A 24101-nucleotide genomic window follows, 5' to 3' on the forward strand; every position below is an offset into this window, starting at 1 on the left:
GGCTTCCGACGAACCGCCAAAATAGAGCGGTGGGTGAGGCGTCTGATGCGGAGGAAAGAGCAGCCGCCCATCCTCGATTTTGAAATGCTTTCCCGTAAATTCCACTGTTTCGCCGCGGAGCACAGCTTTGTAGATATCCAGGAACTCGCGCGTTACTTCATAGCGTTCGTCATGCGAGAGGAAGATGCCGTCGCCCTTGTTCTCCACCGGGTCGCCGCCGGTGACAACATTGATCAGTAATCGCCCCGCGGAAATGCGATCGAGCGTTGCTGTCATGCGCGCTGCCAGTGTCGGCGATTGCAGGCCGGGACGCACGGCAACCAGGAAGCGCAACCGCTCGGTCAGTGGTACCAGGGCCGAGGCGACAACCCAGCTGTCCTCGCAGCTGCGGCCGGTCGGCAACAGCACACCATAGTAGCCGAGTGTATCGGCGGCCTGCGCTACCTGTTTGAGATAGGGAAGGTCAACGGCTCTGCCTCCCTCCGAGGTGCCGAGATATCGGCTGTCGCCGTGGGTGGGCAGAAACCAGAGAACCTTGATTTTATCTGAAACAGCGATGGTCATCGTCAATCCTTTGGAGCTTCAGGAAGCAATCTTGTACGAGGTGGGTGGAGTTGAGCGAGCCGAACGTGACCGAAATCATCCTTGTGAATTAATCGCCCGTCCGATCGCGACCCGAAACGAAAGGATAAGTTGGCAGCGAGCGGCGAAGAAGAAAAGATTTGCTAATCTCTTGGCTTGGGCCGAATTCCAATTTTCAAAATGGCGACAATACTTGAGTCCCGAAAATCCTTACAATTGATCCGGATCGTGAGGGTGCAGAATTCGATTCCCACCGGCTGAACCGGCCCAGGTACATAGAAACTGGTTTGAAGGTCAGTTTTATCGTCGCTGCGCGCTGAGACAAACCAGGCTGCCAAACCAATTCAAAACTCAGCGCGCAACCCACTCTTCTTAAAGCCGCGACGCCAGACCATCAAACCCGCGACGTGATGCGGTGCTGCGCTGCCGAAAATGGCTCCGCACCGCAGTCCGCCGCTACCGACCCAAACACCGCTGAAGAACTCAGAATAGAATAAAACCTTGGGGGCATGGTCGATCCCGGGAGCTCAATTGAATCATCTGTTGCTAATCGGCAACATGCGCGCCCGTTAATCAATGAGTTCTTCACCACCCAAGTCGACGCGCGTTCTAGCCCAAGCAGGCTCGATCGCTGCCCGCTATCGGATCGTCATGTTGACCCTGCGACGTCGTGCGAAAGAGGAACGGACAGACGTGGCGGGTTGAACAACTTCGGCTGAGTGCCGATTAGCGCGCACCTGGACGAGCACCCCGAGTCACTAAGGCGACAGACGGGATAACGTCTGCAAAGTGCGAATGCAAAGGAGGGCCGCCGAGTGACTTGCAGACCAAATTCCGAAGACCTCAATAGGGAAATCGGCCAACGACTTCGGGAGCTCCGGTTACTCGCTGGCATGACCCAGCAAGGACTCGGAACCGCAATTGGCGTTTCATACGTGCAGATTCAAAAGTATGAAAATGGCGAGAACCGTATAGCGGTCTCGACATTGATCTTTATTTGCCAAGCGCTGAATTCGGATCCTATGGATTTTATTGGCCGCTACTTCGAGATGGATAGATGCTGAGGGGCGGGGATAACTACTCATCCCCAGTTCGCGGGTTACCACTTCAGTGTGACTCAACTCTACGCAAGAGTGTGAGCGAGAGCGACAATTTTTTAGTCGCAACAGCTTTGGCAACTGGGATCACTGGGAATCGAATATGATCTGGAATCACCGTCTTCTGCGCGTCGCCGTTGGGCTATTGCTCCTCGGACTGGTGCTTGTTGTTCTGTTGCCTGGCCTCACCGGTTATACAAGCCTCGATGGAACCGTGAATGCCCGTTTTGCCATCATTAACGCGCCCATTGACGGCACGATCGCCCAGGCAACGCCGAAGGTCGGTACGCCGCTTGTCGAAGGAAGGCCACTTCTACAAATTCATAACGAGCGCGTAAACCGAGCGGTCCTGGCCGCTCTGAGCGCCGAGCGCAAGACCGCGCTCGACCGGGTCACAGCGCTTCGTCGCGAACGTAGTGAGTTGGCACAGCTTCGCGACGATTTGTCCACCCGCCTGGATATTTATAAAGAAGCGACAATAGCGAGTATCCAGCAGGATATTTCGATCCTGCGCAAGCGCGTCGAAACCTCAGAGGCCCAGAATGTCGCAGCGCAAGCTGATCTCAAACGTCGTCGCCAACTAGGATCGCAGGGGATCGTTTCTAAAAATATCGTTGAACTTGCCCGGGCGGCAGAAATCACGGCAACCGGACAAGTGACGATTAGCAACATGAGCGTCGAGCAGCTCGAACAGAAGCTGGAGGCCTTACGGAAAGGCGTTTTCGTCGCGGGCGATGGCCAGAACGACGTACCGTATTCACGCCAGAAGCAAGATGAAGTCATCGTGCGCATCGGCGATATCGATACGCGCATTGCGGAAAACGAAACCCGGGCTGCGCAGATTGAGAAACAGATGGTCGAGGAAGAAAAACGTGTTGAGAGCCTCGAAACCGCAATCGTCCCTGTTCCCTTTGACGGCGTTGTCTGGCGCAGCAGTGTAATCAACGGCTCCAACGTCATCCTCAACAATGAACTCATGCGAATCCTCGATTGCCGTGAGCTGTTTGTCGACATCCTCGTTCCTGAAATCGACTACGATGAGATTTTTCCCGGACGGGAGGCGCAAATACGGCGTCTTGGACGTGGCGATGTCTTGAAGGGCACGGTCCTGTCGGTACGCGGTAGCGCAGCCGTCGTCGAGGAAAATGCTCTGGCGGCGAATTTGCCGGCAACCAAAGAGCGCAATGCTCGCATCAGGGTTGGCCTGGCTCCATCGGCTCTCAACACCGACTCGGCTAATTTCTGCCAGGTTGGGCGCTCCGTCCAAGTGCGTTTTGCCAAACGCAGTGTCAAATGGACACGCTGGTTGGAAGGCCTATGGTTCAGCATCTCGTAGTCCTTGCACCAACCATTCTCGTGGTTGCTTTTTTCCTGCTCGGCCCTTTCAACTGGTCGCGCCACCATACGTGGACCCGGACAGTCACATGTATTTTCGTATTCGCCGTGGCGGCCCGCTACTTGTGGTGGCGCTTTACGGAGACCGTTCTGCCCTACCCGAACGATGGCGGCAATTTTTACTGGGTCTGGTTTGTCTTTGTCGTTGAAGTTCTGGCTTTTTCCGAAGTTATCCTGTTCCTCATATTGATGAGCCGGTACGTGGATAGAAGCGCCGAAGCTGACGCGCTTGCACCAGCGTTCTTTGGCGGACATCAACGGGATTTGCCGACAGTCGATGTTTTCATTCCAACGTATAATGAACCGTTGGACGTCCTGGAACGGACGATCATTGGCGCGCTTGCCCTCGACTACCCCAAAGACAAACTGAGGGTCTACGTCCTCGACGACATGCGCCGCGACTGGCTGAAAGTCTATTGTGAGGAAAAGGGGGCTATTCACATCACACGGCCTGACAACTCCCATGCCAAAGCCGGCAACATGAACAATGGCCTGAAGGTCAGCTCAGGTGATTTTGTTGCAATATTCGATGCGGATTTCGTCCCCTACCGTCACTTTTTGCAGCGCACATTGCCTCTATTTATCGATCCGGGCATTGGCATCGTGCAAACCCCACAGCACTTCTTCAATGTCGATCCGGTACAATCTAATCTTGGCCTTGAGAACATCTGGCCGGACGAGCAACGCCTCTTTTTCGATGAGATGGCGCCAAGCCGCGATGCCTGGGATGTCAGCTTCTGTTGCGGATCGTGCTCAATTGCACGACGTGAGGCGCTGGACACCATTGGTGGCTTCCCAACTGAATCGATTACGGAGGATTTGCTGAGCACACTCTCCATGCTCAACAAGGGCTACAAGACGCGTTATCTTAACGAACGCCTGTCGATGGGACTCGCCGCAGAGAATTTGACAGGCTATTTCATTCAGCGCGAGCGTTGGTGCCAGGGAGGTATCCAGACTCTCTATCTTCACAATGGTCCCTTGCGTGGTCCGGGATTGTCGCTGTTTCAGCGGATCATGTTTCTGCCAATGTCCTGGATTGTTCAGTATCCCGTGCGCTTGACCATATTGATTGTGCCGGTGGTCTATCTCTGGATCGGCGCCCTTCCCTTGTATTTCACCAGCGTTTCGGAATATCTGTCGCATCAGCTACCAGTTCTCGCCGCCTATTTTCTGCTGATGATATGGATTACGCCGACGCGCTATTTGCCTGTCGTATCAAGCGCTATCGGCACATTTGCAACCTTTCGCATGCTGCCGACTGTCGTTTCCAGCCTCATTCGGCCTTTCGGCAAACCCTTCAAGGTTACCCCCAAGGGCACCGGCAATGAGGAAAACCGTTTTGACAAATACACCTTCGCCTGGATTGCTGCCCTGCTCGCCATTACCGCTATCGGTCTTTTGCTGAACATCATGCCTGAATGGATTGACAGGGGTAGCCAGTTTTCCCTCGTTGCAGGCTGCTGGTCAGTCATAAACATTGTTGTACTCGTCATTGCTTCCCTGATCTGTTTCGAAAAGCCGCGCCGGCTGTTCCACGCGTTCAAGGTGGAAGAGACTGTGCGCCTCGATGGCGTTTCCGGCAATCTGGTCAGTCTCGCGCTCGATAAAGCCGTCGTTGCGGTCCCCGGTGGGACACTCTTCGCATCAAAGGCGATCACGCTTGCGCTCAACGGGTTTGAGGCTTTCCAGGTGGAACTCAGGCAAATTACACGGCGGAGAAGAGCCATAAGCCGTCCTGGCGACAAGCTGAAAGACTATCTGCATCTTCATTTTGAGCCAATCGGGTCGACACGCGATCAACTCATTCTCAAGCTCTATACGGGTAACTATTCTCAGGACGTGCCCGAAATCGACAAAACGGCCGTATCTCTCGGCTTGCTGCTCCGAGCTTTCGGACGAACACGATCCTTTAAAACATAATATACCAGCCGATAAGGGCATTGGTCGAAGACAGGAAAACCGCACGGAAAAATTTTAACTCTAAATGGCCCAGTTTTACGGGATCAGATCAAAAACCGCCGCGCCTCTGGTCGCTCCTCGATGAAAGTTCAGTGGCAGGTCAGTTCCGAGCGTGTCGTGCCAGGTGTGTTGGTGGCCAACACGGCCATGCTGAGCCCAGTCGCAGCGAGGATCTGGCTAAGCGTCGGCACAGACATCAGTCTTGCACCGCTTTCCAGGTCGAGCTTGCGCAGGAGCACGGCGTCTGACGTATCGATGTAGCGCGGCGGTTTAACAGACCGGTCGATGTACTGGTTTCCCACCATGCCATGGGGCCCTGTCGTGGCACCGGTAACAAGACTAGGGAAGGCCGAGCGGGTTTCGCTGGGGTAGATCGTCCGATGCTCCGACAGCGTAGCGCCCAGGGACTGTAAGCGGCAGAGGTTCGGCGTCAAGTCGGAAGAGACGAGGTCGGGGCGCAGGCCGTCGAAGCTGATGATGAGAAATCGCATGTTGTGTTAACTCTTGTTGCCGAGGTGGTTGCGTAGGAATGCGTCAGTCGCAAATCAACAGTTCGTGCGACAATGTCCAACCAGCGTCCACTGATTGCGCCGACAGTAAACTGGTCTTCGAGCTTGAATGCGCCGAGGCCGCGAATATACCAGAGCACTCATACCGCCGCCGAGAGCTCGTCTGCCGCGGCCGAGGCGGAAAACCGCGTCGGTCTGTAGGCCTCGAAATCCGCCGACGTTTTGCCATGCAGGATTTCTTGTACTGCGGCGCGGCCGTCCAGCGGGCTCAGCGAAATTCCGGAATGCATGACCGCAAGATGGTAGCCAGCAACACCCGGCAGGGAGCCAAAAACGGGCTTTCCGTCGGCAGGATAAGGTCTGACGGTGATCCTCACCGACGCGATCCTGACATCCCGCACGGTCGGAAGAACGGTTTCCACCAATCTTGCGATTTCCTCAGCGCCTTCCTTCCCCGCATCCGGCGCGTGGATATCATTGAGCATCTGATCAGCGGACTTTGCATGTAGAAGCAGACGGCCCGCGCCCTCCGGCTTGATATAGATCTTCGGCGCCTTGATGACCCTGCTGATATTGCTGCGGGTCACGTCTGTGGTCACAGTCATTCCCGGTCGCCAATCCAGCGGGACGGAATATCCGAGGCGAATTCCAATGGCGTTACATGCGCGGCCGGCGCAATTGATGACATAGTCGGCTTCCAGTTCGAGGCCGTCACCAAGCCTTACACCTGCGACCCGACCCGACCGTTCCAGGAGATCTGCGACTCGGGCTTCGACAAGGGTCGCCCGCGGCGCTCGGCTTCGCGCATAAGCACGTGGCGGTACACGGCGGTATCGACAGCGCCGTCCGTCGGATAATAAACGACTTCGCAGCCTTCCAGACTGGATCGGGAAACGTCCGGCTCCAGGGCAAGCACCTCGTCGGCACTCAACACCTCGATCGGGTGGCCGTATGAACGCAGCCGATCGAGGCGTGCGGCATGGTCCTTTGCCTTTTCGGTATTAGCCGGCCACCATTCGAGAGCTCCGGTGAGCCTTAACCAGTTCGCATGGCCGATCTCGTCGCCGAGTGCACGATGAGCCGCGTTTCCACGCATCACGAAACGGTAATAATCCACGGGACTTTTGTCGTGGCAATTCAGCCAGGCAAAACTGGCTAGGGTCGCTCCACCCCGCAACTCCTCGGGATCAACGACCGTAGCGCTCGCACCCTCTTTGGCCAAATGATAGGCAACGGAGCAGCCGATTGCCGCCGCTCCGATAACAATTATTCTCATTTGTGAAACCCTGCGATCTGTTTGATCCTCTTGCCGCTGATACGGCTGCAGCCTCCGCTGCGTTCCCGCATCACTGCAGTCCCTTGTCCAGCCGGTCGCGCAGCCAGTCGCCCAACAAACTGATCGCGAGCGTCGTCGTGACGATCAGCACAGCAGGCGCAAACATGATCCAGGGCGCACGGGTCATATACTCCCGGCCATAGCCCACCATATTGCCGAGGCTCGTCAGCGGGGGCTGAACGCCAAGGCCCAGAAAGGACAAACTGCTTTCCATGAGGATGATCTCCGGGAAGGTCAGCGTCATGGAAACAATGAGCGTCGATGAGATATTCGGCAGGATATGCCGCAGATATACCCGCGTCGGACTCGCGCCCAATTGACGGACAGCGCCGGCGTAGCCTTGCGCACTGGCTGAGATCGCAAGCCCGCGAGAGATCCGGGCATACCGCTCCCAGCCGTAGAATCCCATCAGTCCAATGAACAACGGTAAAGCGTTGCCGAAAAACGCAAGCACCGAGAGCGAAAGGATGAGGAAAGGCATGGCCGCCTGGAAGTCGGCGAGCATGAGGATGAACTGCTCGATGCGACCGCGAAAGTGAGCCGCAGCAAAGCCCATGGTCGTGCCGAAGCAAGCCGAGATCAGCGTTGCCCCCAAAGCGACCAGAACCGAGATACGAACGGAGACGATCAGTCGCGACAGGATATCGCGTCCCAGTTCGTCCGTTCCAAGCAGATGCTGCGGGTGGAATGGCGAGGCCAGCCGGTTGGGTAGATCAAGAGCGGTGTACTGATACGGGGCGATCTGGTCGGCGAGCAGCGCTACACCGACGACAAAAACAATCCAGAGCACGCTGGCGATAACCAAGAATGGGATCCGGCGGTTGGTGTTCTTCCGCGTGCCAGCTGCCGTTTCGCTCACTTTTTCCATCATGATCATTCTCAGTGTCCTCCGGTGGAGTTGGCTTCGGCCAGGCGCGGGTCGAGGAAGCCGTAGAGAAAGTCCACGATGAGATTAGAAAGCACCATTGCGACGGCGACCAGCAGGAGAATGCATTGCACGACCGCCAGGTCGCGCGCAGTCACCGATACCACTAGCAGATTGCCAAGGCCCGGCCATGAGAACACGCTCTCGACCACGACTGCACCCGCGATCAGATTGCCAACCATGAAGCCGACAATGGTAACGGTAGGAATTGCGGCGTTCGGCAGGGCGTGACCACGCACCACCGCAGCCCAGGGAATTCCCTTGGCGCTGGCAGTGCGGATATAGGGCTGCCCCAGCACCTCCAGCATCGCGCTTCGCACGAAGCGGGCGAGTACGGCAGCGCCGCCAACGCCGAGAGTGATGATCGGGAGGATGAGATGCTGCAGGCTGCCCGTCCCGCCGGTCGGCAACCACGCAAACCAGATTGCAAGAACTTGAACCAGGACGAGGCCGAGAACAAAGCTTGGTACGGTATAGCCTGCGACCGCCGTGACCATAACGGCGCGGTCGATGGCGCTGTCCCGGTGCAAAGCGGCATAGATACCGGCTGGAATGCCGATGGCCAGCTTCATCAGAAGCGCAGGCAGGGTCAGCATGAGCGTTGCCGGGATGCGTCCCAGGACAAGGTCTAGCGCGGGCCCGCCGCCACGCATCGAGCGCCCGAGTTCGCCATGAAGGATCGCTGCGAAGTAATGTAGATATTGCGCCCAGAGAGGCTGATCGAGACCCCATTCCCGGCGAAAGGCGGCCATGGCCTCGGGCGAGGCGTCGTCCCCCATGATGCTGCGCGCTGGATCTCCGGAAAGCCTGAGCACGAGGAAGGCAAATGTGACCACCAGCGCGATTGTCAGAACGGCACGGAGGATACGGATAGCAGCGAACCGAAGCATCAGATTCCAACCTCCTTGGTCGGTTGGGCGGCATCGACGGCATGGCAGGCGACGGAGCGTCCGTCCGGCAGAGTTGAGAATGTGGGGGAGACGCTAACGCACTCCGGCCGCACGACGGGACAGCGAGGGTGGAACGCGCAGCCCGTCGGACGATCTGCGGGGTTGGGTGGTTCGCCTTTGAGGATGATGCGCTCGCGTGTGCGCCGGCCTGCAACAGGGACTGCCGAGACCAGTGCCTTCGTGTAGGGGTGGGTGGGGTTCGAAAGCAGAAGATTTGTCTCGCCATATTCGACGATGCGACCGAGATACATCACAGCAATACGCTGACTGACCTGGCGAACCACTTTCAAATCGTGACTGATAAAGAGAAGACTGAGACGCAGGTCCTTTTGGAGGTCCATGAGGAGGTTCACGACCTGGGCCTGGATCGATACGTCGAGAGCCGATACCGGCTCGTCGCAGACCAGCAACGCCGGTTGCATGATCAGCGCCCGGGCAAGAACAGCACGCTGACGCTGCCCACCTGACAGCTGATGCGGCAGGCTTGAGGCATAATTCGCATTCAGGCCGACCGCGTCAAGCATAGCCAGTGCTTTGTTGTTCCGCTCGGATGCGGAACCGATGTCATGAATATCGAGTGGCTCGCGGACCTGATCGAGGATGGACAGCCGGCGGTCCAGCACGGCGAGCGGATCCTGGTAGATCATCTGCATGTGCGTGCGCATTCGGCGCCACGCCGATGTGTGGGCGGGCGGCAGTTCCGCCCCGCGGAACAGCACATGTCCGCTGTTCGGCAGTTCAAGGCCGAGCGCTATCCGTCCCGTGGTTGATTTGCCCGAACCGGATTCGCCGACGAGCGCCAGCGTCTGGCCCGGTTGCAGCGACAGTGATACTTCGTCGACCGCGTGGACAGGAACCTTTCTTCCAAAGAGACCCTGCCGCGTCGAATAGGTTCGGGAAATACCGTGCAGTTCAAGAATATTTTCAGTCATGCGAGCACGCTTTTGTGGACTTTCAGGGATTGCCGAGCCTCCGTGACCGCTCCGGCAATGCAGGCGGAGAAATGGCCGGCTTCGGTTTGCGTGAGTGGCGGGATGGTTTCTTTACAAACCGTCATACGTTGCGCACAACGGGGCGCAAACGGGCATCCCGGGGGCATGTTTGCCGGCTCCGGCACCTGTCCTTCGATGGGAATGAGCCGATGCAACGCGCCGTCGAAAGGCGGTAGTGCTGCAAGCAGACCTTGCGTATAGGGATGCTGCGGGTTTGCAAAGATCGAGTCTGACGGCGCCGCCTCGACGACGCGGCCGCCATACATGACCATGATGCGTTCGCAGGTCTCGGAAACGACGCCGAGATCGTGGCTAATGAGAACGAGGGCCATGCCCGTCTCCCGCCGGATAGTGGTCAGGAGGTCGAGTATCTGAGCCTGGATCGTAGCGTCGAGCGCGGTTGTCGGCTCGTCGGCAACCAGGACGTCCGGTTTTCCGGCGAGCGCCATGGCGATCATGACTCTCTGATTTTGCCCGCCAGACAGTTCATGGGGATAGGCGTCGAACCGACGTGCTGCATCCGGCAGGCCCACGAGGTCAAAAAGACGTTTCGTTTCTGCTCGAATATTCGCGCCGGACACCCCCTGATGTCGTGCGAGAACTTCGCCAACCTGTTTCCCAATCCGGATGACAGGATTGAGCGCGCTGGACGGATCCTGGAAGATCATTGCCACGCGCCCGCCTCTGATCCGGTCGAGCCGCGACGCGGCTACGCCAAGCATTTCTTGCCCGTCTAGCTGGACGCTGCCCGACACGTTAGCTGTGCGGGGCAGCAGCCCGAGCGTGGCAAGCCAGGTAACGGACTTGCCGCTACCGGACTCGCCCACAATACCGAGCGACTCGCCCCGTGACAGCGTGAGGTCGATCCCCCTAAGAACTCGAACACCGCTGAAATCGACGGTCAGGCCCTCGATCGTAAGCAACGCTCCCGACGATGAAGTCGCCGGGAAAGCGGATGCTGGTGCGGTACCGACGAGATCTGCCATCGCCGTCCCTCCTCGGGTGGTCATCAGTTCTGTGTATAGGCCGCGTTGAAAGGACCGAAGTTCAGATCAAGTGTCTGCCCCGGGACCCAGGCGATATCCTTGCGCTTGCCATAGAACTGACCGGAGCCGTGCAGGATCACGCAAGGCGGATCTTCCCGGTCGACGATCTCGAGCATCCGGCGGATGATGGACCGGCGCGCCTGTGGATCAGCTGTTTCCTTGAGCTTTTTGCCAAGTCCAAAATATTCTTCGTTGCCCCAGATACCCTCTTTGACGTTCGCCCCGGATGATCCGAAGACGCGCCAAGCGTGGCCGAGCGGGTCCGGGAAGGTAGCGGTGTTTGAATCGTCGTAAATTGCGTTGATCGGCTTCTTTTCGATCTGGGCCCAATTCTCCATCATCTGGATTTCGACATTGATGCCGACCGCTCGCCACATTTCGACCATTATCTGCGCGCCGGCAACCTGGTTGGGATAATAGTTGTTGAGCAATCGGTAGGTGACGGTTTCGCCCTTGTAGCCGCTTTCGGCGAGGAGCTTGCGCGCCAACTCGGGGTCGTATGCGAGACCAGGGAAGTCCTCGATATAGGCATCGCCGAAGCTGGGGAGTTGGTAACCGTTGGGAATGAGCAGCCTGTCCTGCCAGAGTGCCTGGACGATAGCCTTGCGATCGAGGGCGAGGCTGAGGGCGCGGCGGACGCCTACCTTGCCGAGGATCGGACCGGTCGTATCGATACTTAGTGCGCGGATATTCTGAACGGGGCCGCCGGAAACTTCGAGTTTGGGGTGCTTCTCGATTTCCGAGAACATGTCGGGAGAGAGATCCGTGATGAAGTCCACTTCGCGTGCGATGAGCGCGTTCACCCGTGAAGCCAGTTCCGGGATGATCCTGAAATGAATCCCTTCCAAGGGCGGCAGCCCACCCCAGTAGCCATCGTGCGCAGCCAGAACGACTTCGACATCAAGAGATTGGCTGACGATCCGATACGGGCCCGTTCCGATCGGCGCAGCCGTCCAGGCGTCCCAGGAACCTGCCGCTACGAAAGCACGTTTGCTGACGATCTCGGCGCCCCACGACGCCAGCCGCTTCTCAAGCAATGCATCGTCGCCCTTGGCATGAACGATGACGGTGTGGCTGTCGACGATGTCGACCTTGTCGATCGTGTCCAGAGTCTCCATGGCGGTGGCCTTCCCTGCCATGTCGGGGCCAAGCAGGTGCTCGGGGCTAAAGCTGAAAGCGACATCCTCGGCGGTAAACGGACCGCCGTCGTGGAACGTTACACCCTTGCGCAGGAAAAGACGAACTGACTTGCCGTTCACCCGTTCCCAATGTTCTGCCAGGGCTGGGCGCAACGCCATGTCGGGTGTTTGGTCGAAAGCGATCAGAGTGTCGAACATTTGCGGTGCGATGCGTCTTGTCGCGGTATGAGCATATAGAACGGGCTCGACGGCGGGCGGGAAACCGGACATGCCCACCTTGAGCGTACGCCGATTGTTTCCCTGCGCAGCGGCGAAACGCAATCCGGTCACGGATATCAAACCCCCTGCCGCAGCGGCGGCCAGTATATTGCGCCTTGTAAATGTTAGATCACGCATATTGTCTATTCCCATCTGAGTTTTTGCCGCACAAAGCTTGGCATGTTGAGGACGCTCTGGGCACTTCAATGAGGTGCGCCGGTGTTCGGTCGGGACCATCCGCCGCTTTTGTTACGGAGCGATGACAATCATCGAATAATGCGATAGCAAAGGTGCGTATCTGGATGGTTCGAATCATGTTGAGGAGAAACAGGCTTGGCCTACGAAAAGGATCTTTCACTCAATGCGGTGCGGGCGTTTGTACAGGTCGCACGAGACAACAGCGTCACGCGGGCATCGAAGACCCTCGGCATTACCCAGAGCTCGGTCAGCCGCCATCTTGCAGTGCTGGAGGAGTATTTCGGGGCGAAGCTGATCGAGCGGCGCGGCCGTCAGAGCCGGTTGACGGACTTCGGACGCCTGTTCGCCGATGCCGTCGCCGAGCCGCTCGATACGATCCTCTTCACAAGCCTGATCACGATGACCCAGCATCTCGACATGCTAAGGGCGATCGCCGGTCAGTCCTCTCTGCCGATCGTCGCCGATATCGATACGGGTTATGGCAACGCCTTGAATGTGATTCATGCCATCCGCGAATACGAAAGGGCAGGGACAGCTGCCGTCGTGATCGAGGACAAGACCTTTCCGAAGGTCACCAGCCTTGCCGCCGATGGTCGTCAGGAATTACTTCGCATCGAGGAGTTCCAGGGCAAAATCGAAGCCGCGACTTCCACCCGCAGCGATCCTGACTTTCTGGTCATCGCGCGCACGGAAGCCCTGATCGCAGGGCTGGGACAACAAGAAGCTCTGAAGCGTGGCATGGCCTATGCCGAGGCCGGTGCGGACATGATCCTGATTCACTCCAAGCAAAAGGATCCGACCGAAATCGAGAGCTTCTCGCGCGCTTGGAACGGGCCCGTTCCGCTGGTCATCGTTCCCAACGCTTATCCGGAACTCGACGCCACGCGCATCCGCGCGCTCGGCAACATCAAGATGGCCATCTACGGCAATTACGGTATCCGCGCCGCGACCACAGCGATGCAGGATGCGTTCCGGCGGATCATCGCCGATGGCGGCGCCTTCGAACAGGATCTTCATGTCCTCGACGCTGTCGATCGCAACACCCGCCTTGCCGACGTCGCCGACGACGCGCGGATGATCGCTGTCGTAGCCGCGATGGGTGGCGAGGTCGAAGGCGACGGAAACGCCCTGCTGGCCCGCGGCAAGCGCCTTGCGGTAGAAGGCGTTGGAAGCCTCCGCGGTCGAGAAGCCGGCATATTGGCGGATCGTCCAGGGGCGACCGGCATACATGGTGGCGCGCGGCCCACGCACGAAGGGCTCGAAACCGGGCAGGGAGCCCAGATGCCCTGCACTGGCAAGATCATCGGCCGTGTAGAGCGGCTTCACCGCAATGCCCTCCGGCGTATTCCAGGTGAGCTTTTCCGGGGAGTCCTTGAGTTCCCTTTTGGCGAGAACCTGCCAGTCCTTGATGGTCTTGTCGGGCATTACTCGAACTCCATGATCACTTCGTCGACGGCAAGCGAGTGACCTATCTGTGCCTTGACAGACTTGACGATGGATCTCTTCTCGGCCTTGAGGAGGTTTTCCATTTTCATTGCCTCGACTGTCGCAAGCGGTTGTCCCGCTTCGACCTGTTCGCCCTCAATGACCAGGATCTGGGTGATTACACCCGGCATGGGGCACAGAAGCTGCTTTGAGGTGTCACGCACCTTTTTCGCAGGCATGAAATGAGAAAGTTCGAAGATGCGCGGCGCCATTACCTTCAGGATCTGGTCGATGCCCTTCCAACGCAAGCGCCAGCCGGACTCAGCCTTGGCGATCTTGATCCCCAAGGTATGGCCGTTGACTGTGAAACGGCCATGCGGTGCCCCTGGTGTCCAATCTGATGCGACAATATGTGAAACACTTTCCTCAAAGCGAATGCCGATGCTGTCCGCCTCACACATCGCGGTGATTGGCCAATCGTGTTTGCCCGCCACAACCACGTAGTCGGTGCCAAGCTTACGTGTGTGATTGGCGAGCGTACCGGATATTTTGGTCTTGCGGCTATCGTCGGCGAGTTGCGCAAACGTGGCCACAGACGCAAGCAGCCGTGACTGATCGTTATCGGGTTCGACCCCATGAAAACCAAGGGGCCATTCCTCGGCTATGAAAGCGGTCGTGATGTTGCCTGTCAGAAATCGTGGGTGCGCCATGACCGCCGACAGGAACGGCAAATTGTGTCCGATACCGTCGACCTCGAAGTCGTCGAGAGCGTCTTCCATCGCCGCGATCGCTTCACCGCGCGTCGGCGCCCACGTGCAGAGCTTGGCAATCATCGGGTCGTAATACATCGAGATCTCGCCGCCTTCCTCGACGCCGGTGTCGTTGCGGGTGATGGTGCCGTCAGGCTGGTGGCCCTCCTGCGGTGGACTGTAGCGCGTGAGCCGGCCGATGGATGGCAGGAAGCTGCGATAGGGATCTTCGGCGTAAAGCCGGCTTTCGATCGCCCAGCCATCGAGTTTAACATCGTCCTGGCTCAGCGCGAGTCTCTCACCGTTCGCGACACGGATCATCTGCTCGACCAGATCGATGCCGGTGATGAGTTCAGTGACCGGATGCTCGACCTGCAGGCGCGTATTCATCTCAAGGAAATAAAAATTGCGGTTGCCATCGACAATGAACTCGACCGTGCCGGCGGAATAGTAGCCAACGGCCTTGGCAAGATGCACCGCCTGTTCGCCCATGGCGCGCCGCGTCGCCTCGTCCAGAAAGGAGGAGGGGGCCTCTTCCACGACCTTCTGGTTCCGGCGCTGTATCGAGCATTCGCGCTCGCCGAGATAGACAACGTTGCCGAACTTGTCGCCAAGGACCTGGATTTCGATATGACGCGGCTGGTCGACAAATTTCTCAATGAAGATGCGGTCGTCGCCAAAGGAATTCATCGCCTCGTTCCTCGAAGACTGGAAACCCTCGCGCGCTTCCGCCTCGCTCCAGGCAATCCGCATGCCCTTGCCCCCACCGCCGGCGGACGCCTTGATCATTACGGGGTAACCGATATCGCCCGAAATTCTTACTGCCTGGTCAGCGTCAGCGATCAGGCCCATATAGCCGGGCACAGTAGAGACACCGGCTTCGGCGGCGATCTTCTTCGAGGTGATCTTGTCGCCCATTGCCTCGATCGCGCCGACGGGTGGGCCGATGAAGGTGACGCCCTCCCTCTCCAACCGCTCGGCAAAGCCGCGGTTCTCCGAGAGAAAACCATAGCCGGGATGGACGGCATCCGCGCCCGTTTGCCGAAGCGCATCCAGGATCCTGTCGATCACCAGATAAGACTGTGCCGATGGCGCCGGGCCGATGTGCACTGCCTCATCGGCCATTCTGACATGCATGGCGTCACGGTCGGCTTCGGAATAAACGGCAACAGTGGCGATGCCCATTTTCCGGGCGGTGTGGATAACGCGGCAGGCGATCTCGCCTCGGTTAGCAATAAGGATTTTGGTGATCATATTTGCCTAATCTTCAATGATGTATGTCTTTGAAGCCTCAAGATGCTTCCATTCTAGACGAGCGCGGTCGAGGCTGAGGGGTACATCGATCACACAAAGACACCAGTCGAAGTCGTCCTTCCGCTCTCGCCAAACCAGGTTTGCTGGGGAAGAAATAAGCGAGCTGAGGACCCCAGGCGTCTCATAAGTACGGCCCCGATAGATCCCTGTGCTGCACATTGGAACCGTCACAGCGGCATTGTGTCATGCTTTCGCCAATGGCTTTCCTGCTTTTTGGAGCGGAGCATGGCGAAGGCGCGGGCGATGCGTTTGCGCGAGGAATGCGGCATGATCACCTCGTCGATGAATCCGCGCTCGGCCGCGACGAAGGGGTTGGCGAAGCGTGCTTCATACGCCCGCGTGCGTTCAGCAATTTTTTCAGGGTGCTTGAGCTCGGAACGATAGAGGATTTCGGTGGCGCCCCTGGCGCCCATCACGGCGATTTCGGCAGTCGGCCAGGCATAGTTGACATCGGCGCCGATATGCTTGGAGGCCATGACGTCATAGGCACCCCCATAAGCCTTTCTCGTAATCAGCGTCACCATCGGCACGGTTGCCTGTGAATAGGCGAAAAGCAGCTTGGCCCCATGCTTGATGATGCCGTTATATTCCTGCGCCGTGCCGGGAAGAAAGCCGGGAACGTCGACGAGCGTCAGGATAGGAATATTGAAGGCATCGCAAAAGCGGACAAATTTGGCGGCTTTTCGTGATGAATCGATGTCGAGGCAACCGGCAAGCACGATCGGCTGATTGGCAACAACGCCCACCGTCTGGCCCTCGATGCGGATAAAGCCGGTCAGTATATTGCGCGCGAAGGCTTCCGAGATCTCGTAGAAATCGCCCTCGTCGGCAATGGCGAGGATGAGTTCACGCATGTCATAGGGCTTGTTGGCGCTATCGGGAATTAGCGTATCGAGCCGCTGTTCCAGCCGTGCGGGGTCGTCAAAAAAGGGCCGGACGGGCGGCTGCTCGCGATTATTGAGCGGCAGGAAGTCAAACAGGTCGCGGATTTTCAAAAGCGCCTCGATATCATTGTCGAAGGCACCGTCGGCGACAGAGGATTTGGTCGTGTGCGTCCGGGCGCCGCCGAGATCCTCAGCTGAGACGATCTCGTTGGTGACGGTCTTCACAACATCCGGGCCAGTGACGAACATGTAGGAGCTATCGCGGACCATGAAGATGAAGTCGGTCATGGCGGGCGAATAGACAGCGCCACCCGCGCAGGGCCCCATGATGACCGAGATCTGAGGAATCACGCCGGAGACCTCGGCATTGCGGCGGAACACCTCTGCGTAACCAGCGAGCGAGGCGACACCTTCCTGGATGCGTGCCCCGCCGGAATCGTTCAGACCGATTACTGGCGCTCCATTGCGGGTGGCCATATCCATGATCTTGCAGATCTTCTGGGCATGCGTTTCCGACAGGGAGCCGCCGAGCACCGTGAAATCCTGGCTGAAGACGTAAGTCAGACGCCCGTTGATCGTGCCCCAGCCGGTCACCACGCCATCGCCCGGCACCCTGTTCTCGGCCATGCCGAAATCGGTGGCGCGATGGGTGACATACATGTCGTACTCTTCGAATGAGCCCTCGTCGAGTAGCACGTCGAGCCGCTCACGTGCCGTGAGCTTGCCTTTCGCATGTTGGTTAGCAATGCGAGCTTCACCGCCGCCCAGGTGGGCTGCATTTCGGCGCAATTCAAGTTGATCGAGTACTTCCCGCATTGTTTTCGGACCTTTCTTGTTTGTCTCCCATACCATTCGAGATGCGTTGCAAAACATCGATAGATGTGTGCATGTGAAAGTTTCCAAATTGAAGTTTGAGTTTTGCAAAATTGCACATATGGCGGTAGGAAAGCTTTATATCGGCAAAAAGGTGCGCGATTTGCGCCTGACAACTCATGCCACTCAGGCCCAGTTCGCCGAGCGCCTTGGCATCTCGATCAGCTATCTCAACCAGATCGAAAACAATCAGCGACCCGTATCTGCCGCGGTGCTGCTTTCACTCGCCGGCAAGTTCAAGATTGATCTTTCCGATCTGTCGGGAGGCGAGGGCGACCGGTTGCTGTCGGCACTGTCGGAAGCGCTAAGCGACCCCCTGTTTGCGGCCTATACGGTCAACTTACAGGAGTTGAAGCTCGTCGTGCATAATGCCCCTGGGATAGCCCATGCACTAATAGCCGCTCATCAGGGCTTTCGCCACAATTCAGAGCAACTGGCGAGCATCGACGACACGTTGGGGCGAGCCTCATCCATCGCAGAAAATACTCCTTATGAGGAGGTGCGTGACTTCTTTCATTTCGTCGACAATTACGTCCACGAAATTGATATGGTGGCAGAAGAGCTGGCGCAGGAAATCGGTATCGGCGAACAAGATGCCTACACATCCTTGTCCAAGTATCTTGAAAACACCTTTGGCGTGCGCATAAGCCGGTCCAACGAGGATGACGATCTTATGCGGAGCTTCGATAAGGATACGCGTATACTGACGCTCAATCCTTATCTCCCTCCGGCGACGCGCGATTTCCAGATCGCACTGCAAATCGCACAACTTTCAGCCGGGCAGCTTGTTGACCGAGTGGCGGGCAACGCCGCATTTCGAACCAAAGAGGCTTATGAGATCTGTCGCATCGGGCTACACAACTATTTCGCCGGTGCACTCCTTCTGCCCTATCGACAATTCATGGAGACGGCGCGGCAGCTTCGCCACGATCTCGACCTGCTGGCAGTGCGTTTCGGAGCAAGTCTGGAGCAGGTCTGCCACAGACTGTCGACCTTACAGCGGCCGGGGCAAAAGGGCATCCCCATCTTTTTTGCACGCATCGACCGGGCCGGCAATATCACCAAGCGGCATAGCGCCGCCAAGCTGCAGTTCGCGCGTTTTGGTGCTGCCTGCCCGCTCTGGAATGCCCACCAAGCATTCGAGGCTCCCGGGCGCATCATCCGTCAACTCGCACAGACGCCTGATGGTGTGCGTTATCTCTGTCTTGCAACGCAGATAACGAAGGGCGGGCGTGGTTTCCACTCTTCCCGACAGCACTACGCGCTGGCGCTTGGGTGCCAGATATCATATGCGGATCAATTCGTTTATGCGGACGACCTAGACCTTGGCAACCGCACAGCGTTTGATCCTATCGGCATTTCCTGCCGGATTTGCGAGCGAACACATTGCGCAAGCCGTGCCGTTCCCCCAATCAAGAGTCAACTGGTTGTTGATCATAACAGCCGCAGTCCCCTGCCGTATAAGATTCGTTCGATCACTGAGTAGTTGATCGCTTGCCCGACCTCATTGATTTGCTTGGCAGTAAACCGTTGATGCCTCGAAAGCTCATGCGGCCGAAGAGTCCAGCTTGCATGTTTCCATCATGCTTCTCCTACCACAGACAATCTTTCTCAGATGTGCGAGCGGAAGTCGTGTCACTCTCGTCCGGAGCGACGTCAGGGCCGACAGCCGTCTCAAAAAGGCGCCGGAGTATTCCAACCGCTTCGGAGGTGTCGCCCACTGCACCGAGCAGCGCGTTAGGATCTCCACCTTCCTCCGCAGGACATCGGCGGCAGTTAATGACAGCCGCTGACACCTCAGGCGTGAATCGGGTGAAGCTCCCGTAGCCTCCCAAGGCAACGTGGCAGTCTTCGAAGAACTCGGCGGCAGTCACTTTCTTCGGATGGGCATGCAAGAAACTTTAAATCTTCGGTCTCGCTGATAAAGCGCGATGGGGGTCGATTTTTTGAACCTAATTCTGTCACGTGATCCGTTATTGTCACGCCGTTGACAAAACTTGCGTAACCGCGCATTTCCCTGCACCTTTTGCCGTTGAGTGCTCTGATGCATGAGGTGTCCACCAAAATAGGTGGACACCAAATCATGGAAGAAGATGATCAAAAGCTGCGTGTGAGGCTTGTGGGCCGTGACGGACGACGTCGATATGACCTCTGCTCAAGAGACCGCCTTGTGGCAGCGTGCCTTGAACCGGGCGTCTCGGTATCGCGCCTCGCGCTTGAACACGGGGTCAACGCCAACCTCCTTCGGAAATGGATAAAGAAGGCGAAGGAGGTCCGTCCTCTGCCGCCATCGTCGATGTCGGCGTTTATTCCAGTTCAGGTAAGCCCGGATCGTAGCCTGCCAATACAGAACAGCGCGTTGGATAGGCCTGACGAGCTGCTTACAAAATCCGAGAGGCTGGGCCCTTCGGTCTCCCCAGCCAAGGTGAGCGCGTCACTGCCGAACGGTGTGCATCTGACCCTGGAATGCGGTGATTTGGACGCGTTGGCAGCCATAATTGGAGCGTTGGGTGATGTTCAGACTGGGCGCTGATATCAAGGTCTACCTGCATCGTGAACCGATCGACTTTCGGGCCGGCATCAACAGCCTTGCAGTTCTGGTCCAAGAGACGATGGCGTTGGACCCGTTTGCTCCTGCGGTTTTTGCCTTCTGCAATCGCCGTCGTGACCGGATGAAGCTCCTGTTCTTCGACCGCTCGGGCTTTGTGCTGGTCCTGAAGCGGTTGACCGAGGACAAGTTCCGGTGGCCCCGCCGTCAGGAGGCGGTGGTCACGCTAACGACCGAGCAATTACACTGGCTACTCGACGGCATCGATATCGATGCGATGGTCCGCCACCCGGTGCGGCAGTATCAGGTTGCTGGGTAGCGGCGGCGAATTCTGCGGTTGACGCGGCGGGACGGTTCAGATTCAAAACTACGATGAATCGAACCGGCGAACCGAGCGTTGCAGAGCTGATGGCGCAGTTGGCGGCCAATGCTGCCGAAATCGCAGTGCTGAAAGCCGAGAAGGACGCGCTTTCGCAGCGCGTCATCAAACTCGAGGAAGAGCTGGCGCTTGCGCGACTGCATCGATTTGCACCTCGTAGCGAAAAACACGTTGATCGCATGTTCAATGAAGCCGAACAGGCTGCGGATGAGGATGAAGCCGACAGCCAAGAGAACGATGTCGTCGACCTTCCGGACACAGGTTTGCCATCCGTCGAAAGTACGACGGGAAAGAAGCGCGGCCGCAGACCGCTGCCGGAAAACCTGCCGCGCGAGCGCGTCGAGTATGACCTTCCCGACGATCAGAAGGCTTGTCCTTGCTGTTATGGCCAGATGCATCGCATGGGCGAGGCCATTACGGAGCAACTTCATATCGAGGTGAAGGCGAAGGTCTTACAGAATGTGCGCTTCAAATATGCTTGCCGTCATTGCGACCGCACCGGGATCAACACGCCTGTTGTGACCGCGCCGATGCCGACGCAGCCCTTGCCGGGCAGCATCGCTACGGCCTCGACGCTGGCCTTTGCTCTTGTTCACAAATATGTCGATGGCACGCCGCTCTACCGCTTAGCGCAAACATTCGAACGTGCCGGTGTTCCTGTCAGCAGAGGCGCTCTGGGTCACTGGGTGATCGGGTCGAGCGAGAAGCATCTGCATCGCATCTATGACGCGCTGAAACTGCGGCTTCGATCGCAATCCCTCATCCACGGCGACGAGACGACGGTCCAGGTGCTGAAGGAAAAGGACAGAGAGGCCACCGACACATCGTATATGTGGGCCTATCGGAGTGGCGAGGACAGTGACGAGCCGATCGTGCTTCTCGATTATCAGCCGGGCCGCGGTCAAATATACCCGCAGGCCTTTCTCGGTGATTACCGCGGCATACTGATGAGCGATGGCTACACCGCCTGGCGCACGCTGGTGGGGGCAACCCATCTTGGATGCATGGCCCATTCCAGACGGCGCTTTGTTGATGCCCTCAAGGCGAGAAAGAAAGGTGGCGGACCGCCGGAGCAGGCTCTCCGGTTCTTCGAACAGCTCTACCGGGTTGAAAGGCAGGCGCGGGACAAAAAGCCGGAAGACGGAGAGATGCAGACTGACAGCATTCGCCGGTTCCGCCAGCAACACAGTGTCCCCATCCTCAATGCTCTCAAGGAATGGCTCGACGAAATCGCCCCAAAGGTCTTGCCCGACAGCAAGCTCGGTGACGCCGTATCCTACACTCTGAACCAGTGGGATTATCTGACGCGCTACACGGAAGATGGCAGGATGCCGATCGACAACAACCTTCTGGAGCGCGACATCAGAATCTTTGCAACTGGCCGGAAATCTTGGTTGTTCAGCGATACCGTCGACGGAGCCAAGGCCAGCGCCGTTGTCTACAGCCTGATGCTGACCTGCCGCGCCTGTGGCGTCGAGCCGTTAGCATGGTTGCGCCACGCCCTGACGGTATTACCTCAACGCGCTGTCGACGCTGATATTGAAGACCTGATGCCCTTCAACTTCACCAAAACCGCCACTGCCTGATCAGGCCAGATGCCGTATACGAAAGCGATCCGTCGAAATCGCGGGCGTCAACGTGCAGGGAAATGAGCGTTTACAAACTTGCCGCGGGCGAGGCAAGAAAAAGTGCTGCCGGCGCGAGTTCTTTCGGTCGACCCCACCGCTGCAACGGAATACGGATGTTGACAAAAACCTGGATCTTTGGATCGTCTGCAAGTGCCTGGTTAGGTTCGGTTGGGAACCAACCGGGCGCAATCGAATTGGCCCGCAAGCATCAACCCGAAGGATCAGTGGTAGCCCGCTGCTAACCTCAGCGTCAGCCATTGTTTTCAACCAGGCGAGAGTCCCTGAGCGCGCCGGTTTGCTTGAGGATGGGATACGCGATCGCCGCAATATGAGCGTTGATGCGCTTGAGGTCTCGCAGGATATCTAGGTGAAGCGATGACGTCTGCATGCTCGCGATCTTGCCGTAGCGCAAGCGGGTCATGTGGTTGGCGGCAGAGCTCTCCTCGAGATGACGGATTTCGAGTTTTGCCTCGACCAGTTTGCGCGCAAGCTGCTCGTCGCCAGAGACGAGGACGCTCTGCGCAATCCTCAGGTTCTCAATCGTCACTCCATAAAACTGCTCGATCTCGGCCAAGCCCTCGTCCGAAAACGTTAGATGATGCTTGATCTTTTTCTCGACCAGTTCACGCAAACTCTTGTCGATGATGTCACCGATGTGCTCGAGATTGGTGGCATAGGAGACGATCTCAGCCGAGCGCCTCTCATCCTTGTCGACAAGGGCGGTGCGGCTTAGCTTCGCAAGATAGAGTTTCACTGCACTGTTGAGCCTGTCTACTTCGTCGTCCATGGCGGCAATGGAGGCGCACCGCTTTGTATCGTTCATTTGCAAGGCCTGCAGGTTGCTTTCGAGCATAGAAGCTACACAATCACCCATGCGCAGCGTCTCCCGCGCCGCAGCCGCGAGCGCCATGGTCGGCTTGTCCAGGATGCCGGCGTCGAGATGACGAGGGCCGTCATCGGGTATTGAGCCTTCCGGCAAGATACGACGCATGAGGGATGAAAAGGGGCCGAGCAGCGGCAGCATGATCGCAGAGAGCAACAGATTGAAGGCGATGTGGGCGTCCACGACAAGCTGAGCGGGCGTACTATCAATGGCCATGAGGCCGGAAGCCGCCTGTTCGGCAAAGAGCAGCACAATGCCACTCCCCATAGCACGGACAAAGAAATTGCCGACGGTAACGCGCCGCGCGAATGGTCCGTGCCCAAGGGTGGCAATTACCGGCGGCACAGCGCCGCCGAGATTGGCGCCGAGCACAAGAGCGACGCTAAGAGCGGGTCCAACGGTCCCATTGGCAGCCAGAGACATGGTAAGAAGGACCACCATGAGACTGGATGATGAAGCAATCGCCAGTACGGTTGCAACGATAACTGCAACCACCGGCACGGCGTCGAGGGATGCCATCAAGGCGAGCAGGACCTGTGAATGCCGCATGGGCTCCGTTGCCTGGCCAAGCAGGTGTAACGACAACAGCATCAGGCCGAGGCCGATGGCAGCGCGTGCGATTGCCTTGCGCGGCTCGGCTTCGCTGATCGTGAACAAGATGACGCCCGCCGTGATCAGTAGCGGTGCCAGCCAGTGAATGTCGAAGGCGAGGATACGGGAGACCAAGCTGGTGCCGACATTAGCGCCGAGCATGATTGCCTGAGCCATCGCCGAATTCATGAGGCCACTGCCGGCGAACGCAGCCGTCATCAAAGCTGTGGCCGTGCTGCTCTGTAAGGCCATGGTGGCGACAAATCCGACGCAAAAGGCCAGTATTCGATTGCGAGTGCCTGCCGCGATCCAGCGGCGAAGCTGTGCTCCAAACGCCCGGGCCACGCCGGTCTTCACCATGCGAAGCCCCCAAAGAAGAAGCGCTACCGAACCGACAAAGTCCAACATTTTTGAGTATCCCAACGCGTTCGATAGGCT

Annotated in this window: 17 protein-coding genes and 4 pseudogenes; 8 read left to right on the plus strand and 13 right to left on the minus strand. The window is 57.8% G+C overall.

The window, feature by feature from the left end:
• Nucleotides 1-564, minus strand: a 564-nt coding sequence (locus tag LB462_RS13835; RefSeq protein ID WP_224508792.1) for an LLM class flavin-dependent oxidoreductase, incomplete at its 3' end; no start/stop codon positions are given.
• An 833-nt stretch (nucleotides 565-1397) separates the two neighbouring features.
• Here LB462_RS13835 and LB462_RS31445 point away from each other — a divergent pair.
• The 3 genes from LB462_RS31445 (at nucleotide 1398) to LB462_RS13850 (ending at nucleotide 4997) form a co-directional block, all read left to right on the plus strand.
• Nucleotides 1398-1646 (plus strand): helix-turn-helix domain-containing protein, encoded by a 249-nt coding sequence (locus LB462_RS31445; protein ID WP_224508794.1) that lies wholly within the window; start codon nucleotides 1398-1400, stop codon nucleotides 1644-1646.
• Between the two features lie 136 nt (nucleotides 1647-1782).
• Nucleotides 1783-3015: an HlyD family secretion protein gene (locus LB462_RS13845; protein ID WP_224508797.1), complete on the plus strand. Its 1233-nt coding sequence runs from the start codon at nucleotides 1783-1785 to the stop codon at nucleotides 3013-3015.
• A complete protein-coding gene (locus LB462_RS13850) occupies nucleotides 2997-4997 on the plus strand; it encodes a glycosyltransferase (protein WP_224508799.1) in 2001 nt (666 codons plus the stop codon). The genes LB462_RS13845 and LB462_RS13850 overlap by 19 nt, the downstream gene beginning before the upstream one ends.
• 128 nt (nucleotides 4998-5125) lie before the next feature.
• Here the strand turns inward: LB462_RS13850 and LB462_RS13855 are convergent, their stop codons facing one another.
• From LB462_RS13855 to LB462_RS13885, 7 genes and pseudogenes are all read right to left on the minus strand, one after another.
• Nucleotides 5126-5527, minus strand: coding sequence for an alkaline phosphatase family protein (locus LB462_RS13855; protein WP_224508801.1), 402 nt, complete (start codon nucleotides 5525-5527; stop codon nucleotides 5126-5128).
• A 158-nt stretch (nucleotides 5528-5685) separates the two neighbouring features.
• Nucleotides 5686-6821: pseudogene (locus LB462_RS31450) on the minus strand (NAD(P)/FAD-dependent oxidoreductase).
• Between the two features lie 70 nt (nucleotides 6822-6891).
• Nucleotides 6892-7752, minus strand: coding sequence for an ABC transporter permease (locus LB462_RS13865; RefSeq protein ID WP_224509252.1), 861 nt, complete (start codon nucleotides 7750-7752; stop codon nucleotides 6892-6894).
• Between the two features lie 8 nt (nucleotides 7753-7760).
• A complete protein-coding gene (locus tag LB462_RS13870; RefSeq protein ID WP_224508803.1) occupies nucleotides 7761-8696 on the minus strand; it encodes an ABC transporter permease in 936 nt (311 codons plus the stop codon).
• Nucleotides 8696-9688, minus strand: coding sequence for an ABC transporter ATP-binding protein (locus LB462_RS13875; RefSeq protein ID WP_224508805.1), 993 nt, complete (start codon nucleotides 9686-9688; stop codon nucleotides 8696-8698). Before LB462_RS13875 ends, LB462_RS13870 begins: the two co-directional genes overlap by 1 nt.
• On the minus strand, nucleotides 9685-10734 hold the full coding sequence (locus LB462_RS13880; protein ID WP_224508806.1) for an ABC transporter ATP-binding protein: 1050 nt from the start codon (nucleotides 10732-10734) through the stop codon (nucleotides 9685-9687). The genes LB462_RS13875 and LB462_RS13880 overlap by 4 nt, the downstream gene beginning before the upstream one ends.
• A 23-nt stretch (nucleotides 10735-10757) precedes the next feature.
• The gene (locus tag LB462_RS13885; RefSeq protein ID WP_224508808.1) at nucleotides 10758-12329 is read right to left on the minus strand and encodes an ABC transporter substrate-binding protein; all 1572 of its coding nucleotides are present in this window, start codon (nucleotides 12327-12329) and stop codon (nucleotides 10758-10760) included.
• 195 nt (nucleotides 12330-12524) lie between these two features.
• On the opposite strand from LB462_RS13885, the pseudogene LB462_RS13890 reads away from it, so the two are divergent.
• Nucleotides 12525-13406 (plus strand): annotated as a pseudogene (locus LB462_RS13890) (isocitrate lyase/phosphoenolpyruvate mutase family protein); the annotation flags it as partial.
• Here LB462_RS13890 and LB462_RS13895 read toward each other — a convergent pair.
• The 3 genes and pseudogenes from LB462_RS13895 to LB462_RS13905 form a co-directional block, all read right to left on the minus strand.
• Nucleotides 13386-13814, minus strand: a pseudogene (locus LB462_RS13895) (methylmalonyl-CoA mutase family protein); the annotation flags it as partial. The pseudogenes LB462_RS13890 and LB462_RS13895 overlap by 21 nt on opposite strands.
• Nucleotides 13814-15817, minus strand: coding sequence for an acetyl-CoA carboxylase biotin carboxylase subunit (locus LB462_RS13900; RefSeq protein WP_224508810.1), 2004 nt, complete (start codon nucleotides 15815-15817; stop codon nucleotides 13814-13816). The pseudogene LB462_RS13895 and the gene LB462_RS13900, both read right to left, overlap by 1 nt.
• A 227-nt stretch (nucleotides 15818-16044) precedes the next feature.
• Complete coding sequence (locus LB462_RS13905) at nucleotides 16045-17577, minus strand: acyl-CoA carboxylase subunit beta (RefSeq protein ID WP_224508812.1); 1533 nt, start codon at nucleotides 17575-17577, stop codon at nucleotides 16045-16047.
• A 118-nt stretch (nucleotides 17578-17695) separates the two neighbouring features.
• Between LB462_RS13905 and LB462_RS13910 the strand changes: the two genes are divergently transcribed.
• The 4 genes from LB462_RS13910 to tnpC all read left to right on the plus strand — a co-directional run bounded on the left by LB462_RS13910 (nucleotide 17696) and on the right by tnpC (nucleotide 22147).
• A complete protein-coding gene (locus LB462_RS13910; protein WP_224508820.1) occupies nucleotides 17696-19120 on the plus strand; it encodes a helix-turn-helix domain-containing protein in 1425 nt (474 codons plus the stop codon).
• 597 nt (nucleotides 19121-19717) lie between these two features.
• A complete protein-coding gene (tnpA, locus tag LB462_RS13915) occupies nucleotides 19718-20167 on the plus strand; it encodes an IS66-like element accessory protein TnpA (protein ID WP_224508821.1) in 450 nt (149 codons plus the stop codon).
• Nucleotides 20148-20501: an IS66 family insertion sequence element accessory protein TnpB gene (gene tnpB / locus LB462_RS13920; RefSeq protein ID WP_224508822.1), complete on the plus strand. Its 354-nt coding sequence runs from the start codon at nucleotides 20148-20150 to the stop codon at nucleotides 20499-20501. The genes tnpA and tnpB overlap by 20 nt, the downstream gene beginning before the upstream one ends.
• A 53-nt stretch (nucleotides 20502-20554) precedes the next feature.
• Complete coding sequence (tnpC, locus tag LB462_RS13925; RefSeq protein ID WP_224508823.1) at nucleotides 20555-22147, plus strand: IS66 family transposase; 1593 nt, start codon at nucleotides 20555-20557, stop codon at nucleotides 22145-22147.
• A 70-nt stretch (nucleotides 22148-22217) separates the two neighbouring features.
• Here tnpC and LB462_RS13930 read toward each other — a convergent pair.
• A pseudogene (locus LB462_RS13930) lies at nucleotides 22218-22394 on the minus strand (SDR family oxidoreductase); the annotation flags it as partial.
• Nucleotides 22395-22439: 45 nt separating this feature from the next.
• A complete protein-coding gene (locus tag LB462_RS13935) occupies nucleotides 22440-24071 on the minus strand; it encodes a Na/Pi cotransporter family protein (RefSeq protein WP_224508824.1) in 1632 nt (543 codons plus the stop codon).
• Nucleotides 24072-24101 lie beyond the last annotated feature (30 nt).

The organism is Phyllobacterium chamaecytisi, from assembly GCF_020164455.1.
GTDB classification, from domain to species: Bacteria; Pseudomonadota; Alphaproteobacteria; order Rhizobiales; family Rhizobiaceae; genus Phyllobacterium; species Phyllobacterium chamaecytisi.

Bases quoted from the DNA above. Each gene is read 5' to 3' on its own strand.
- LB462_RS13910 (WP_224508820.1), top strand. From the start codon at position 17,696: ATGGCGGTAGGAAAGCTTTATATCGGCAAAAAGGTGCGCGATTTGCGC.
- LB462_RS13870 (WP_224508803.1), bottom strand. From the start codon at position 8,696: ATGCTTCGGTTCGCTGCTATCCGTATCCTCCGTGCCGTTCTGACAATC.
- tnpB (WP_224508822.1), top strand. From the start codon at position 20,148: ATGTTCAGACTGGGCGCTGATATCAAGGTCTACCTGCATCGTGAACCG.
- LB462_RS13880 (WP_224508806.1), bottom strand. From the start codon at position 10,734: ATGGCAGATCTCGTCGGTACCGCACCAGCATCCGCTTTCCCGGCGACT.
- LB462_RS13855 (WP_224508801.1), bottom strand. From the start codon at position 5,527: ATGCGATTTCTCATCATCAGCTTCGACGGCCTGCGCCCCGACCTCGTC.
- LB462_RS13935 (WP_224508824.1), bottom strand. From the start codon at position 24,071: ATGTTGGACTTTGTCGGTTCGGTAGCGCTTCTTCTTTGGGGGCTTCGC.
- tnpC (WP_224508823.1), top strand. From the start codon at position 20,555: ATGAATCGAACCGGCGAACCGAGCGTTGCAGAGCTGATGGCGCAGTTG.
- LB462_RS13845 (WP_224508797.1), top strand. From the start codon at position 1,783: ATGATCTGGAATCACCGTCTTCTGCGCGTCGCCGTTGGGCTATTGCTC.
- LB462_RS13885 (WP_224508808.1), bottom strand. From the start codon at position 12,329: ATGCGTGATCTAACATTTACAAGGCGCAATATACTGGCCGCCGCTGCG.
- LB462_RS13905 (WP_224508812.1), bottom strand. From the start codon at position 17,577: ATGCGGGAAGTACTCGATCAACTTGAATTGCGCCGAAATGCAGCCCAC.
- LB462_RS13850 (WP_224508799.1), top strand. From the start codon at position 2,997: ATGGTTCAGCATCTCGTAGTCCTTGCACCAACCATTCTCGTGGTTGCT.
- LB462_RS13865 (WP_224509252.1), bottom strand. From the start codon at position 7,752: ATGATGGAAAAAGTGAGCGAAACGGCAGCTGGCACGCGGAAGAACACC.
- LB462_RS13900 (WP_224508810.1), bottom strand. From the start codon at position 15,817: ATGATCACCAAAATCCTTATTGCTAACCGAGGCGAGATCGCCTGCCGC.
- tnpA (WP_224508821.1), top strand. From the start codon at position 19,718: ATGGAAGAAGATGATCAAAAGCTGCGTGTGAGGCTTGTGGGCCGTGAC.
- LB462_RS13875 (WP_224508805.1), bottom strand. From the start codon at position 9,688: ATGACTGAAAATATTCTTGAACTGCACGGTATTTCCCGAACCTATTCG.